This is a genomic window from Pseudomonas sp. MLB6B (genome assembly GCF_054508135.1).
Map to the genome: position 1 here is coordinate 1,558,148 of NZ_CP199313.1, position 14,220 is coordinate 1,572,367.

General features: G+C 62.9%; 15 protein-coding genes. 5 read left to right on the forward strand and 10 right to left on the reverse strand.

Translation table 11 applies throughout. The features are described 5' to 3' along the window. Positions 1–26 precede the first annotated feature (26 nt). Complete coding sequence (locus ACSMEV_RS06710; protein ID WP_459207737.1) at positions 27–1,145, reverse strand: methyltransferase; 1,119 nt, start codon at positions 1,143–1,145, stop codon at positions 27–29. A 94-nt stretch (positions 1,146–1,239) separates the two neighbouring features. After that, positions 1,240–1,953 (reverse strand): autoinducer binding domain-containing protein, encoded by a 714-nt coding sequence (locus tag ACSMEV_RS06715; RefSeq protein WP_459207738.1) that lies wholly within the window; start codon positions 1,951–1,953, stop codon positions 1,240–1,242. Between the two features lie 202 nt (positions 1,954–2,155). On the opposite strand from ACSMEV_RS06715, the gene ACSMEV_RS06720 reads away from it, so the two are divergent. After that, complete coding sequence (locus tag ACSMEV_RS06720) at positions 2,156–2,932, forward strand: ferredoxin--NADP reductase (protein WP_459207739.1); 777 nt, start codon at positions 2,156–2,158, stop codon at positions 2,930–2,932. A gap of 52 nt (positions 2,933–2,984) precedes the next feature. Here ACSMEV_RS06720 and mscL read toward each other — a convergent pair whose 3' ends face one another. Then, positions 2,985–3,404: a large-conductance mechanosensitive channel protein MscL gene (gene mscL, locus ACSMEV_RS06725; RefSeq protein ID WP_028696186.1), complete on the reverse strand. Its 420-nt coding sequence runs from the start codon at positions 3,402–3,404 to the stop codon at positions 2,985–2,987. Between the two features lie 175 nt (positions 3,405–3,579). Between mscL and radA the strand changes: the two genes are divergently transcribed. Then, complete coding sequence (gene radA / locus ACSMEV_RS06730; RefSeq protein WP_296265417.1) at positions 3,580–4,953, forward strand: DNA repair protein RadA; 1,374 nt, start codon at positions 3,580–3,582, stop codon at positions 4,951–4,953. 69 nt (positions 4,954–5,022) lie between these two features. Here the strand turns inward: radA and ACSMEV_RS06735 are convergent, their stop codons facing one another. From ACSMEV_RS06735 to ACSMEV_RS06750, 4 genes are all read right to left on the reverse strand, one after another. After that, on the reverse strand, positions 5,023–5,307 hold the full coding sequence (locus ACSMEV_RS06735) for a type II toxin-antitoxin system RelE family toxin (protein ID WP_459207740.1): 285 nt from the start codon (positions 5,305–5,307) through the stop codon (positions 5,023–5,025). 7 nt (positions 5,308–5,314) lie between these two features. Further along, on the reverse strand, positions 5,315–5,548 hold the full coding sequence (locus ACSMEV_RS06740; RefSeq protein WP_459207741.1) for a type II toxin-antitoxin system Phd/YefM family antitoxin: 234 nt from the start codon (positions 5,546–5,548) through the stop codon (positions 5,315–5,317). A 280-nt stretch (positions 5,549–5,828) separates the two neighbouring features. After that, on the reverse strand, positions 5,829–7,346 hold the full coding sequence (locus tag ACSMEV_RS06745) for a nucleobase:cation symporter-2 family protein (RefSeq protein ID WP_459207742.1): 1,518 nt from the start codon (positions 7,344–7,346) through the stop codon (positions 5,829–5,831). Positions 7,347–7,606: 260 nt separating this feature from the next. Continuing rightward, positions 7,607–7,972 (reverse strand): PilZ domain-containing protein, encoded by a 366-nt coding sequence (locus ACSMEV_RS06750; protein ID WP_459208298.1) that lies wholly within the window; start codon positions 7,970–7,972, stop codon positions 7,607–7,609. Positions 7,973–8,141: 169 nt separating this feature from the next. Between ACSMEV_RS06750 and ACSMEV_RS06755 the strand changes: the two genes are divergently transcribed. The 3 genes from ACSMEV_RS06755 (at position 8,142) to yjiA (ending at position 11,578) form a co-directional block, all read left to right on the forward strand. Further along, positions 8,142–10,208 (forward strand): carbon starvation CstA family protein, encoded by a 2,067-nt coding sequence (locus ACSMEV_RS06755; RefSeq protein ID WP_459207743.1) that lies wholly within the window; start codon positions 8,142–8,144, stop codon positions 10,206–10,208. An 18-nt stretch (positions 10,209–10,226) separates the two neighbouring features. Further along, positions 10,227–10,424: a YbdD/YjiX family protein gene (locus ACSMEV_RS06760; RefSeq protein ID WP_296265425.1), complete on the forward strand. Its 198-nt coding sequence runs from the start codon at positions 10,227–10,229 to the stop codon at positions 10,422–10,424. A 155-nt stretch (positions 10,425–10,579) separates the two neighbouring features. After that, positions 10,580–11,578 (forward strand): GTPase, encoded by a 999-nt coding sequence (gene yjiA / locus ACSMEV_RS06765; RefSeq protein WP_459207744.1) that lies wholly within the window; start codon positions 10,580–10,582, stop codon positions 11,576–11,578. Positions 11,579–11,631: 53 nt separating this feature from the next. Here yjiA and ACSMEV_RS06770 read toward each other — a convergent pair whose 3' ends face one another. The 3 genes from ACSMEV_RS06770 to ACSMEV_RS06780 all read right to left on the reverse strand — a co-directional run bounded on the left by ACSMEV_RS06770 (position 11,632) and on the right by ACSMEV_RS06780 (position 14,130). Continuing rightward, positions 11,632–12,192, reverse strand: coding sequence for a hypothetical protein (locus ACSMEV_RS06770; protein WP_459207745.1), 561 nt, complete (start codon positions 12,190–12,192; stop codon positions 11,632–11,634). A gap of 178 nt (positions 12,193–12,370) precedes the next feature. Continuing rightward, on the reverse strand, positions 12,371–13,624 hold the full coding sequence (glyA, locus tag ACSMEV_RS06775; protein ID WP_459207746.1) for a serine hydroxymethyltransferase: 1,254 nt from the start codon (positions 13,622–13,624) through the stop codon (positions 12,371–12,373). A 164-nt stretch (positions 13,625–13,788) separates the two neighbouring features. After that, entirely contained in the window at positions 13,789–14,130 is a 342-nt protein-coding gene (locus ACSMEV_RS06780) for a hypothetical protein (protein ID WP_459207747.1), read from the reverse strand. Between the last annotated feature and the right edge of the window lie 90 nt (positions 14,131–14,220).

The following is a 14,220-nucleotide window of genomic DNA, read 5'->3' on the forward strand; positions in this document are numbered from 1 at the left end:
CGCCACTGCCCGACCCAGGTGCGCGCCTATTTACGTGCCTTGAGGATGACGAACTTGGGCGTGGCGGCCACCTGTTCCACACCGCGGAACAACCGCGCCAGCTTGCTGTGGTAGCCCAGATGGCGGTTGCCGACGATGTACAGCGCGCCGCCCACTACCAGCGCCTCGCGCGCTTGCTGGAACATGCGCCAGGCGAGGAAGTCACCGACCACCTGCTGCTGGTGGAAGGGTGGGTTGCACAGTACCACGTCCAAGGATTGCTTGGGGTGTCCGGCAAGACCGTCTGCGGCCACAAAGTCGGCCGGCCGTTCGCCGAGCGCCGCGCGCCAGTTCTCCTCGGCCGACTGCACCGCCATGTACGACTCGTCCACCAGGGTGTAATGCGCCTCGGGGTTACTCAGGGCACTGGCGATGGCCAGCACGCCGTTGCCGCAGCCAAGGTCGGCGACCCGAGCGCCGCCGAGGTTGCTCGGCAGATGCGGGAGGAAGGCGCGCGTGCCGATGTCTAGGCCTTCGCGGCAGAACACGTTGGCGTGGTTGACCAGCGTCAGCGGCGGTACATCGAGCAGGTAGCGGGTGGGGTAGGGCGAGACGACCATAGGCCGTTCGCTGGCGGTGGCCGTCAGCAGGCGGGCCTTCTTCTGCGCCAGCGAGGCCTGTACGGGGCCTATGTACTTTTCCAGCAGGTCGCCTGCGGCGCGCGGCAGGTGCTTGACCATGGCGCCGGCGATCACTTGGGCGCCCGGTGCCAGTTGGCCCTGAAGGCGGATCAGTTGCTCTTCGAGCAGGGCCAGGGTCTTGGGCACGCGTAGCAGCACGCGGTCGAACGGCCCCTGCCACATGGCGCTGGCCGGTACGAACGGCACCCCGGGCTTGGCATTGCGCGCCAGGTTCTTGTCCAGCGCCAAGTGGGCCAGGTAGGAATCGCCACTGCTGACCACCGCCACGTGCCCGCTCAAGCTCGCAGCCAGCGCACCGAAACTGTCGTTGAGCACCAGCACGCGGCTGTGCGCGGCAGGCGCCTGTTCGGCGAAGCGTTGCAGCAGGTACTCGTCGGCGGCGTCGAAGGCCTGCAACGGATCGTTGGCTTGGTCGGGTTGGCGGATCAGGTCGAGATCGGCGAAGGAGGAGGTTAGCGAAGGCATGAGGCGGACCCTGAAGGGAATCGTCCGGTCGCCTGGGCGACCCTGGTTGGGCGCGGATTCTACAGGGGTTTGCTAGAGGAGGGGCAGGCCGGTTTCAGATCATGCCATGCATGGCGGCAATGGCGATGGCACCGGCTTTGTTCGAGGCGTTGGTCTTGGTGATGACGCTGCGGATATGGAAGTTCACCGTGCTCTGCGACAACGAGAGGATACAGGCGATGTCGGCGGCGGTCTTTCCCGCGGCAGACCAGCGCAGCACTTCCATTTCCCGATCGCTCAAGTGCGCGACGGGCGACTCGGCCTCCAAGCGGACTCTGTGATATTCGCCGAGCAAGGCATGCAGGGTGTTACAGAGCCAGAGGACTTCAGCGCCCTTTTCATAGAACTCGGCCATGCCGATCTTGCCTGAAGGACGCGACACGCTGAGGTGGCTTTCGAAGCCGCGCAGGCCGTGCACCGCTTGGGTCCAGCCATAGCGCAAGCCATGTTTGCAGGCCGCGTGGCGGTACCGGGGGCAGGCCGCGAAATGCGCCTCGTCCCACAGCACCGGTAGCGTGGTGTGGTGGCACATGGATCTGATCGGATCGATCTGGCTCAGCTCTTCGCGCTCGTACTGCTCGTTCCACTCGGGCGGGTAGTTGTTGTAGCACAGCAGATTGGTACCGCGGGCCACGCTTTGCACGTGGAGACGCAAGCCAAGGTGGGTCATGCCCAGGGCTTGGGCCAATTCGATCGAGCGGTCAAAGATCGCGGTGGGCTCTCGTTTTTCCAGCAGATCTTGCAATTGTCTGGACGTCCAATGTGGCATTGCGATTCCCCGGAGACTCTATCTATCAGGTGAAGACAGTACCCAGTGTAGGGAATGTCTGGAAATGGAGTTCTGCTTTTTCGCTATAAGCGTCTTTCGGTTTAATCATTTAGAACGGTTGGCACTATAGGCCCGTGCCTTGCGTGGTTTTTATCCGGGCGGCTTTGCGCCACACTGGCGTACCTTTTTTCCGGAGTGCCCCATGACCGACAGCGCCGACAAGTTCACCGCACAGACCCTACTGGACGTAAAACCCTTGACTCCGAGCCTGTTCAGTCTGCGGGTGACTCGCGACGCCGGTTTTCGCTTCCGCTCCGGCCAGTTCGCCCGTCTGGGGGTGACCAAGGCCGACGGCAGCATCGCCTGGCGTGCCTATTCGATGGTCAGCGCGCCCCATGACGAATACCTGGATTTCTTTTCAATTGTTGTGCCAGGTGGGGAATTCACCAGCGAGCTGAGCCGCCTCGGCCAGGGCGATACCCTGCTCATCGACCGCCAGGCCTTCGGCTACCTGACCCTGGACCGCTTCGTCGGCGGTCGTGACCTATGGCTACTGGCCACCGGCACTGGCATCGCGCCGTTCATGTCGATTTTGCAAGACTTCGAGGCCTGGGAACGTTTCGAATCGATCAAGCTGGTCTATTCGGTACGCGAGGCCAAAGAGCTGGCCTACCTTGACGAAATCGCCGGGCTCGAGCAGCGCGACTATCTGGCCGAGTTCGCCGGCAAGCTGCAATTCATCCCGGTGGTCACCCGTGAAGCGCATCCGGGTGCACTGAATGCGCGCATCACCACGCTGATCGAAAACGGCGAGCTGGAACGGGCGGCAGGGTTGGCGTTCTCGCCCGAGCATTCGCGCATCATGCTCTGCGGCAACCCGCAGATGATCGACGACACACGCCAGGCATTGAAGGCACGGGATCTGCAATTGAGCTTGAGCCGGCGACCTGGGCAGGTGGCGGTGGAGAACTACTGGTAGAAAAGAGGGTAGAAGGCAGAAGGGCCGCCTTGCGCGGCCCTTCTGCATGGGCTCAAGGCAGTCTGTTCTGGTTTTGCGTCTTGAGCAGGTCGCGGATTTCGGTCAGCAGCGTCTCTTGTGGCGTTGGGGTCGGTGGTGCGCTCGGGGCGACCGCTTCTTCACGCTTGAGACGGTTGATGGCCTTCACGCCCATGAAGATGGCGAAGGCGACGATGATGAAGTCGATCACGGTCTGGATGAACTTGCCGTAAGCCAGTACCACGGCCGGGACATCGCCTTGGGCGGCCTTGAGGGTGATGGCCAGGTCGCTGAAGTCGACGCCACCGATCAGCAGCCCCAGCGGTGGCATGATCACATCGCCGACGAACGACGAGACGATCTTGCCGAACGCCGCACCGATGATGATGCCGACGGCCATGTCGACGACGTTGCCTTTGACCGCAAAGGCCTTGAATTCCTTGATCACGCTCATGGTGTGTTTCCTTGTAACAAAGTGAGAATGTGCTCGCAGTGTAGCCAGCATCGGTTGCATGCGTTGCGCATGCTGCAAGTGACTGTATTGCCAGCCAATAGTTTTAGCCGATGAGCGCCCGCAGTATGGATGCAAGGGTCGGTTATGATGGTGACTTTTTCCGGGAGACCGACCCATGGCCAAGGCCAAGCGCTTGTATGGCTGCACCGAGTGCGGCGCCACCTTTCCCAAATGGGCGGGCCAGTGCGGCGAGTGCGGCGCCTGGAATACCCTGGTGGAAACCCAGATCGAGAGCGGCGGCGCGGCAGCGCCCAGCAGCGGGCGGGCCGGCTGGACCGGCCAGCAGGCGCAGCTCAAGACCCTCGCCGAAGTCAGCGTCGAGGAAATCCCGCGCTTCACCACCAGCAGCGGCGAACTCGACCGGGTGCTGGGCGGCGGTCTGGTCGATGGCTCGGTGGTGCTGATCGGCGGCGACCCCGGCATCGGCAAGTCGACCATCCTCTTGCAGACCTTGTGCAACATCGCCACGCACATGCCGGCGCTGTACGTCACCGGTGAGGAGTCGCAGCAGCAGGTGGCGATGCGCTCGCGCCGCCTGGGCCTGCCTCAGGACCAGCTCAAGGTGATGACCGAAACCTGCATCGAGACCATCATCGCCACCGCCCGTGTGGAAAAGCCGCGGGTGATGGTCATCGACTCGATCCAGACCATCTTCACCGAGCAGCTGCAATCGGCACCGGGCGGCGTGGCCCAGGTACGGGAAAGCACGGCGCTGCTGGTGCGCTACGCCAAGCAGAGCGGCACGGCGATCTTCCTGGTCGGCCACGTCACCAAGGAAGGCTCGCTGGCCGGGCCACGCGTGCTCGAACACATGGTCGACACCGTGCTGTATTTCGAGGGCGAGTCCGACGGCCGTCTGCGCCTGTTGCGGGCGGTGAAGAACCGTTTCGGCGCGATCAACGAACTGGGCGTGTTCGGCATGACCGACCGCGGCCTGAAAGAGGTGTCCAACCCATCGGCGATCTTCCTCAACCGCGCCCAGGAAGCGGTGCCGGGCAGCGTGGTCATGGCCACCTGGGAAGGCACGCGGCCCATGCTGGTCGAGGTGCAGGCGCTGGTCGACGACAGCCACCTGTCCAACCCGCGGCGGGTGACCCTGGGCCTGGACCAGAACCGCCTGGCCATGCTCTTGGCCGTGCTGCACCGCCACGGCGGTATTCCCACCCACGACCAGGACGTGTTCCTCAACGTGGTCGGCGGGGTCAAGGTGCTGGAAACCGCATCCGACCTGGCCTTGCTCGCGGCGGTGATGTCCAGCCTGCGCAACCGGCCGCTGGCCCACGGCTTGCTGGTGTTCGGCGAGGTCGGCCTGTCGGGCGAGGTACGGCCGGTGCCCAGTGGTCAGGAGCGGCTCAAGGAAGCGGCCAAGCACGGCTTCAAACGCGCCATCGTCCCCAAGGGCAACGCACCGAAGGATGCGCCGGCGGGGTTGCAGGTGATTGCGGTGACGCGGTTGGAGCAGGCGTTGGATGCGTTGTTCGAGGAGTGATGCTTCGTGTCTGCGGCTTGCCAGCTACCTTGGCCGGAACAGAAAACCCCGCATGGGCGGGGTTTGCGGTCAGACGCGTTGCACGGCGTTCTCGTAGACCTCGTCATCGCGTCTGGCCCCTACGCAGAGCACGACGACGATCTCGCTACCTTGGATGCGATAGACGATGCGTACTTCCCCAGTTCGTATCCGGCGGCATCCAGCTAATGCGCCTCTAAGCGGCTTACCAAGCTTGTCCGGTTCGCCTTCGGCAATACGCTCGCGTATGACCGCCAGAATTCTTCTGGCTTGAGCAGTACCCAGCTGCTTGAGGTCATTCTCCACTTGCGGATGAAACTTCACATTCCAGCGCATAAGTCGATTACCTAAAACGAGCTTCCATGTCTTCGAGGCTTACACAGCTTTCGTCTTCCAGCGTGAGCAAGCGTTCAGAGGCCAGGCGTTCGGCGCGCAGGTCTTCGAGTTCGTCCTGCATGGCCTGGAACGTATCGACACCCATCAGTACCGCTGCGGGTTCGTTGTCCTTGAAAATGACCAAGTGAGGTGCGTCGCCGCTAGTAACTTCCTTGAGCTTGGCGCCGAACATTCTTGCCATTACCGTTGCAGAGACTGCCTGCTCGGGCCGAGTGAGTAAAAACGCCATTTTCTGCTCTCCGCATCACTGATCGTTGCACTATCGGGCTGGCGAAACGAAATTCGGCCAAAGCCAGTACGCTTGAATTAGCGTACAATCATACGCTAAATAATGTGTAAATCAATGCGTACGATAGTGAGTGCATCCCTGTGGCAGTTTTAACGGTGATCCATGAGTGCGTTTGTAAAAAGAGATCTCGACGATGCGCATCGAGGCCCCTGCGCCCGAGCGGGCAATCGGTTCAGTGCTCCGCCACCGCCTTGCGCCGTGCCGAGAGCGTGTCGGTCGCGTCGGCGTCGAGCAGCGGCACCTCGTGCCCTTCGGCATCGTACAGGTGGCCGTCCTTGAAGTAGTCGCCGTCGCGCAGGGCCGAGATGTCCGAATAGTGGATCGTGCGCTCGTAGCCGGCGGCGAACACCGAGGGGTTCTGCGGATTGCCGGCGGTGAAGTGGTTGAACATCAGGTTGAGTGCGATGGCCATGATCGCGGCCGAGCTGATGCCCGAATGGAAGATGGTCTCGAACCAGCTGGGGAACTGGTGGTAGAAGGTCGGTGCGGCGATGGGGATCATGCCGAAGCCGAGCGAGGCCGCGACGATGATCAGGTTGACGTTGTTCTGGTAGCTGACCTTCGACAGGGTGCGGATGCCGCTGGCCGCCACCGTGCCGAACAACACGATCCCGGCACCGCCGAGCACCGGCGTGGGTACGGCGGCGATCACCCGGCCCATCACCGGCAGCAGGCCGAGCACCACCAGGATCACGCCACCGGTGGCCACCACGTAACGGCTCTTGACTCCAGTGACTGCCACCAGGCCGACGTTCTGGGCGAAGGCGCTCTGCGTGAAGGAACCGAACAACGGCGCCAGGATGCTCGACGCCATGTCCGCGCGCAGGCCGTTGCCCAGGCGCTTGGAATCGACCTTGGTGCCGATGATGTCGCCCACCGCGAGGATGTCGGCCGAGGTCTCCACCAACGTCACCATGATCACGATGCACATCGACAGGATCGCGGCGAGGTGGAAGGTCGGCATGCCGAAATGCAGCGGCGTCGGCATCGCCAGCATCGGGCCTTGGCCGACGCCGCTGAAGTCGGCCATGCCCAGCGCCCAGGCGATCAGCGTGCCGATCACCATTGCCAGCAGAATCGACAGGCGCGACAGCGCGCCGCTGCCGATCTTGCTCAGCAGCAGCACGATGGCGAAGGTCAATGCCGCCAGGCCGATGTTGGCCACGCTGCCGTAATCGGCAGCGGCGCTGTTGCCGCCCATCACCCAGCGCGCAGCGACCGGCATTAAGGTCAGGCCGATGGTGGTGATGACGATGCCGGTGACCAGCGGCGGGAAGAACTGCGTGATGCGCGAGAACACCGGGGTGATCAGCAAGCCGATCAAGGAAGCCGCCATCACCGCGCCCAACACGGCGGGCATACCGCCGCCGCCTTGGGTGCCGAGAATCGCGCCCATGGTCGCCACGCCAGCGAACGACACCCCTTGCACCAACGGCAACTGACAACCGAAGAAGGGTAGGCCCAGGGTCTGTAGCAGGGTCGCCAGCCCGCCTGCGAACAGCGAGGCGGCGATCAGCAAGCCGATGTCCGCCGGGGCCATGCCGGCAGCCTGACCGAGGATCAGCGGCACGGCGACGATACCGCCGTACATGGTCAGGACGTGTTGCAGACCATAGGCGAGGTTGGCGCCCAGGCCGAGGTTTTCGTCCTCGGGCCGGGCGGGGGAGGAGGTGCTATGGGACGTGGTCATGGAGCAGGCTCTCTCGAATTATTGTTGTGGCGCTACTGGTATGAATCGTACCGAAGGTGTTGTATCGATTGTATACAATAATTCGAATAAGGCTTCGACCAGCCCCTTTTTAGGCCTGATCGAGGCATGCCAAACCGCCTTATTACAAGGCGTATTACCTGTTCTAGAGCGGTGTGTACGAAACACCGAGCATCGCCAATAAAGTTGTCCGATTGGACAGAAAAGCGTATCTGGCGATTTAATTGGCCCGCTAAATAACCTCAATCTTCGATAAGTTCGCCCAGTTCCCGCTGCATTTCCGTTTCATCGGCCAGATTCAATTCCACCAGGCGATGCAGGTGGCTGATCGAATCGATGTCCATCGAGGTGCAAGCGAAGCCCAGCCGGCCCGCCTCTTCATGGCGCAGTTCGACCTGCATGCGTACCAGTACATCGGCGCCCAGTTGTACCTTCGCTTCGAACGGCTGGGTGAGGTCGACTTGCCAGGCGGCCGGGCGCTCGATCAACAGGCCCTTGAGCGACAGATCGATGAGCGCGACTGGCCAGCACTGCCCGTGCTGGCAGAGTTGCGTGGCAGCATCGAAGGGAATGCGTTGGAAACGTCGACGTTCGCGGCTATCGCCCATGTTGAAACCCTCGGAAGTGCATTGGATGCGCATGGCGGATGGCGTTCGTGCGAGCGCTGGCGGATCTGCCTGCAAAGGCTCTAGACCAAAGCAGATGTGGCAATGCGCAAGCACTCGCCCTAGACTCGGTGAGCGGCGTTATTCCAATAATCCAGCTGGAAGTAAAACCATGAACAACAATAATAGCCTGCTGCGCCACATACCGTGGCTAGCGCTGGCAGTCATAGGGGCCTGTGCGCTGGGCGTGGTCGCCCTGCGTCGGGGTGAAGCGGTCAATGCCTTGTGGATCGTGGTCGCGGCGGTCGCCCTGTACCTCGTCGCCTACCGTTACTACAGCCTGTTCATCGCTACCAAGGTGATGCAACTCGACCCGCGCCGGGCGACGCCTGCGGTGCTCAACAACGACGGTCTGGACTACGTGCCGACCAACAAGCACATCCTCTTCGGCCACCACTTCGCCGCCATCGCCGGTGCCGGCCCCTTGGTCGGCCCGGTGCTGGCGGCGCAGATGGGCTATCTGCCCGGCACCCTGTGGCTGATCGCCGGCGTGGTCCTGGCCGGCGCGGTGCAGGACTTCATGGTGCTGTTCCTCTCCACCCGGCGTAACGGCCGCTCGCTGGGCGACATGGTGCGCGAGGAGATGGGCCGCATTCCCGGCACCATCGCCCTGTTCGGTTGCTTCCTGATCATGATCATCATCCTCGCGGTGCTGGCGCTGATCGTGGTGAAAGCCCTGGCGGAGAGCCCGTGGGGCATGTTCACGGTGATGGCGACCATCCCGATCGCGATGTTCATGGGCATCTACATGCGCTATATCCGCCCAGGACGAATCGGCGAGATTTCCCTGATCGGCGTGGTGCTGTTGCTGCTGTCGATCTGGGTCGGCGGTCTAGTCGCCGCCGATCCGGTATGGGGCCCGGCCTTCACCTTCACCGGGGTGCAGATCACATGGATGCTGGTGGGCTACGGCTTCGTCGCTGCCGTGCTGCCGGTGTGGCTGGTGCTGGCGCCGCGCGACTACCTGTCGACCTTCCTCAAGATCGGCACCATCCTGGCCCTGGCCATCGGCATCCTGATCCTCGCACCCGAGCTGAAGATGCCCGCCCTGACCCAATTCACCGACGGCACAGGCCCGGTGTGGAAGGGTGCGCTGTTCCCGTTCCTGTTCATCACCATCGCCTGTGGCGCAGTCTCGGGCTTCCACGCGCTGATCTCCTCGGGCACCACGCCCAAGTTGCTGGACAACGAAACCAACGCCCGCTACATCGGCTACGGCGGCATGCTGATGGAATCGTTCGTGGCCATCATGGCCATGGTCGCCGCTTCGGTGATCGAACCCGGCGTGTACTTCGCCATGAACAGCCCGGCGGCCATCGTCGGCAGCGACGTGGTGTCGGTGGCGCAGACCGTCAGCAGCTGGGGCTTCATGATCACCCCCGACCAGCTCGAGGCGGTGGCCCGCGACATCGGTGAGCACACCATCCTGGCCCGTGCCGGCGGCGCGCCCACCTTGGCTGTGGGCATCGCGCAGATCCTGCACCAGGTGCTGCCGGGCGAGAACACCATGGCCTTCTGGTATCACTTCGCCATTCTGTTCGAAGCGCTGTTCATCCTCACTGCCGTCGATGCCGGTACCCGTGCCGGCCGCTTCATGCTCCAGGACCTGCTCGGCAGCTTCGTGCCGGCGCTCAAGCGCACCGAGTCGTGGGCCGCCAACATGATCGCCACGGCCGGCTGTGTGGCACTGTGGGGTTACCTGCTGTATCAAGGCGTGATCGACCCGCTGGGTGGCATCAATACTCTGTGGCCGCTGTTCGGCATCTCCAACCAGATGCTGGCGGGTATCGCCCTGATGCTCGGCGCCGTGGTGCTGGTCAAGATGAAGCGCCAGCAATACGTGTGGGTGACCTTGCTGCCCGCCGTGTGGCTGCTGATCTGTACCACCACCGCTAGCCTGATCAAGCTGTTCGACGCCAACCCGGCGGTCGGTTTCCTGGCCCTGGCGAACAAGTACAGCACCGCGCTACAAGCCGGCCAGGTACTGGCGCCGGCCAAGGACATCGGGCAGATGCAGCACGTGGTGTACAACGCCTACACCAACGCCGGCCTGACCGTGCTGTTCCTGGTAGTGGTGTTCAGCATCCTGTTCTTCGCCTTGAAAGTCGGCTACCGCGCCTGGAACCACAAGGAACGCACCGACAAAGAAACCCCGTTCCAGGCTCTGCCTGAAGCGTAACCAGAGAGGGCCGCGGCCATGTTCAACGACCTGGGACGACTGGGTAAGTACCTTGGGCAGGCCGCCCGCCTGATGGTGGGCATGCCTGACTACGACAACTACGTCGAGCACATGCAGCGCACACACCCGGACCAGCCGGTGATGAGCTACGAGGCGTTCTTCCGCGAGCGCCAGGAAGCCCGTTACGGCGGCAAGGCCGGGCCCAAGTGCTGTTAGGCGTGGCCCGCAACGTGCTGACCGAAGCGCAAGCGAACCGGCCTGCGCGCCGCACCCTCGCGGCGTACTGGTCCTGACGCCACACCCTGCCTGACCTGTGGGAGCCCGGAAAACCGCGCTCCCACATTCATTTTCGGCTCCATGGAGGTACCTGCGTGCAAACGCCCATTCCCGTTACCGTCCTCACCGGCTTCCTCGGCGCCGGCAAGACCACCTTGCTCAAGCACATGCTCAAAGCCGAGCACGGTCTGAAGATCGCCGTGATCGAAAACGAATTCAGCGAAGCCGGTATCGACAGCCAGTTGCTCGGCGACGAGCCGGTGCAGGTCATGACCCTGGCCAACGGTTGCGTGTGCTGCACCATCCACACCGACCTGACCAAAGCTCTGTATCTGCTGCTCGAACGCCTCGACGCCGGCGAAATCGCGTTCGACCGCTTGGTGATCGAGTGCACGGGCCTGGCCGATCCGGCACCTGTGGCGCAAACCTTCTTCATCGACGAAGAGCTGCGTGAGCGTTACTTGCTCGACGGCATCATCACCCTGGTCGATGCCCTGCATGCGGATGTGCACCTGACTCAGACCATCGCCCAGGCGCAGGTGGGCTTCGCCGACCGCCTGCTGTTGAGCAAGACCGACCTGGTGCAGCCTGCCGCGGTCGAGGCCTTGCGCGAGCGGCTGGGCCGGATCAACGGCCGCGCCGCGATTCGGGTGGTCGAGCAGGGGCGCATCGAGCTTGCCGAGCTGCTCGACGTGCGCGGCTTCAACCTCAATCCAGAACTGGGCCTGCGTCCGGCGCCAAGCCTGCGACCGGTGCTGACGCCGGCCACGCCCGACCGCATTTCCACCTTGGTGCTGCGCAGCGATACAGCACTGGACATCGACCGCCTCAGCGATTTCATGAACGAGCTGCTGGAGGAGCACGGCAAGCAGTTACTGCGCTACAAAGGCGTGCTGAACATTGCCGGCGACGAGCGCCGCCTGGTGTTTCAGGGTGTGCTCAAACTATACGGTTTCGATTGGGACGCCGAATGGCGCGAGGGCGAAGCGCGCGAGAGCGTCATGGTGTTCATCGGCGACGAGTTGCCGGAGCAGCAGATCAAGGCGGGGTTCGCGGCGCTGAGCGGGAATCCGGCGACGACAGCGCCGGATTGATTGCGCTTGAAAGTCCGTGAGACGTGCTGGCTGGAGCACGTTTCACGGGCTGCTCATGCTTCGTCGGGTTGGCTGACCCATGGCACGTTTCTCTGCACGATCATCAGCGTCCAAGGCAGCGGTGTGCCCTCGGCCCGGGTCAGGTAGGTGTGCCGCGAGTAGCTGCGTTTGCCCAAGACGATCGGCTTGCCACCTGCTTCCAGCTGGACGGAATGGGTGTCGTCAGCCAGACCGTCCATGTCGACGCCTTGGCCATCGAGTGTCTTGAGCGTCACCGGTTGCGGATTGCATTCGTACGTGGAGCCTAGGCTGAGATAGAGGTCGTCGATCAGTTTGATGCCTTTGCCGAAATGTTCTCCCGGCTCACGCACGTACAGCCGATAGCCAGACTCGGTGTGACGGAAGTAGAGCAGTAGTGGCGTTGCATGCTCGCTGGCCTGGCAGCCAAGCAGATTCGAATCGTTACGCACCGTACTGGCCAGCCCCGGCAGTACGCCGGCACCCCCCAGGCGATTGACCCATACGGGAGCACCGTGCAGGGACGCCAGCGTATGTACCGGATGAGTGTTCAGGCTCAGAGTGCCGAGAAAAGACAGCTGTCGTGGAGTGGGCATGATCGAGGTTCTGGTGTCGAGAGGAGGGGGCATGCTCCTCCGGCCCTTTTCGGCACGGCAGCTGGCACCGCTTCCGTCAGGGAGCGAGTGCGGCTGGGGCCATCGTCCCAAGTGTCGACCTTTCTTACCGCCCATGAAAAAGCCCGGCTGACGAGCCGGGCTTTTTGCACCACTGCGATTACTGACCGTAAACCGGCAGCTTCTTGCAGATGGCCTGGACCTTCTCACGCACGGCACCGATCACCGCTTCGTTGTTCAGGTCGGCCAGGATGTCGCAGATCCAGCCGGCCAGCTCGCGGCATTCGGTTTCCTTGAAGCCGCGGGTGGTCACGGCCGGGGTGCCGAAGCGCAGGCCCGAGGTGACGAACGGCGAGCGAGGGTCGTTCGGCACCGAGTTCTTGTTCACGGTGATGAACGCTTTGCCCAGGGCTGCGTCGGCGTCTTTACCGGAGATCTCCTGCTTGATCAGCGAGAGGAGGAACAGGTGGTTCTCGGTGCCGCCGGAGACCACGTCGAAGCCGCGCTCGATGAACACGCCGGCCATGGCCTGGGCGTTTTTCACCACTTGCTGCTGGTAGGTCTTGAACTCAGGCTGCAGCGCTTCCTTGAAGCAGATCGCCTTGGCTGCGATGACGTGCTCCAGTGGACCGCCCTGGGCACCGGGGAAGACGGCCGAGTTGAGCTTCTTCTCGATGTCGGCGTTGGCACGGGCCAGGATCAGGCCGCCGCGCGGACCGCGCAGGGTCTTGTGGGTGGTGGTGGTGACCACGTCGGCGAACGGCACCGGGTTGGGGTACACACCCGCCGCGACCAGGCCGGCGACGTGGGCCATGTCGACGAACAGGTAGGCACCGACCTTGTCGGCGATTTCGCGGAAGCGGGCGAAGTCCAGCACCTGCGAGTAGGCCGAGAAACCGGCGACGATCATTTTCGGCTTATGCTCGACCGCCAGACGCTCGACTTCGTCGTAGTCGATCAGACCGTTGCCGTCGATGCCGTACTGCACGGCGTTGTACAGCTTGCCCGACGAGCTGACGCTGGCGCCGTGGGTCAGGTGGCCGCCGTGGGCCAGGCTCATGCCCAGGATGGTGTCGCCGGCCGACAGCAGGGCCAGGTAGACCGCTGCGTTGGCCTGGGAACCGGCGTGGGGCTGGACGTTGGCGTAGTCGGCGCCGAACAGTTGCTTGGCGCGGTCGATGGCCAGTTGCTCTACCACGTCGACGTGCTCACAACCGCCGTAGTAGCGCTTGCCTGGGTAGCCTTCGGCGTACTTGTTGGTCAGCACCGAGCCTTGGGCTTCCATGACGGCGGGGCTGGTGTAGTTTTCCGACGCGATCAACTCGATGTGATCCTCTTGGCGCAGCGCTTCTTGCTGCATGGCTTCGAAGAGCTCTGCGTCGTACTTGGCAATGGTCAAATCACGGCTGAACATGGCGGTCCTCAAGGATCGGTCTGGAAAGGGCGGGCATTCTATCCCATTGCGCCGCCGCCGCGCAGCCGCAAGCGGCGAGCGGCGACGTGCGCGCGCCAAGCGGACGCAACCGGCCATCCGCCCAGTGACGTCGCCATGGGATCGGCGTAAGCCAGGCGCTCGATTCACTGCTCAGATGTTGTCTTGGGCGATGCAGGGTCCAACATGGCCAAGAGTGCGTCGGCTTTTTTTTCGTAGGGCGGTCGCCATGCGGGCACTTCTTGCTCCAGGAACTCGTCAAGTTCGTCTGCGCTGAGTGTGTTTTCGAATTGCTCCGACAGATACCTTCGGGTCTTGGCCAGCTTTTGCAGCACCTCACACTGCTTGAAGAAAAGCAATAAAGCTGCCGCAGCGTCTTCGTTACGGTCGTATCCGGAGCCGATCCTGTCTATGACAGTCACGATTTCTTCCATCTCGTCCAGGCGTTGTTTCAACGTCTGCGTGTCGCCCAGTGCTTTCCGAACCACGGTTTCAGACCCTTTCGCAAGATTTTGTGATGTGCTTGTCCGACAAGACCTCGTCTTCCACTCTGTACTTCTTGCCGCCGAGCAGACGGC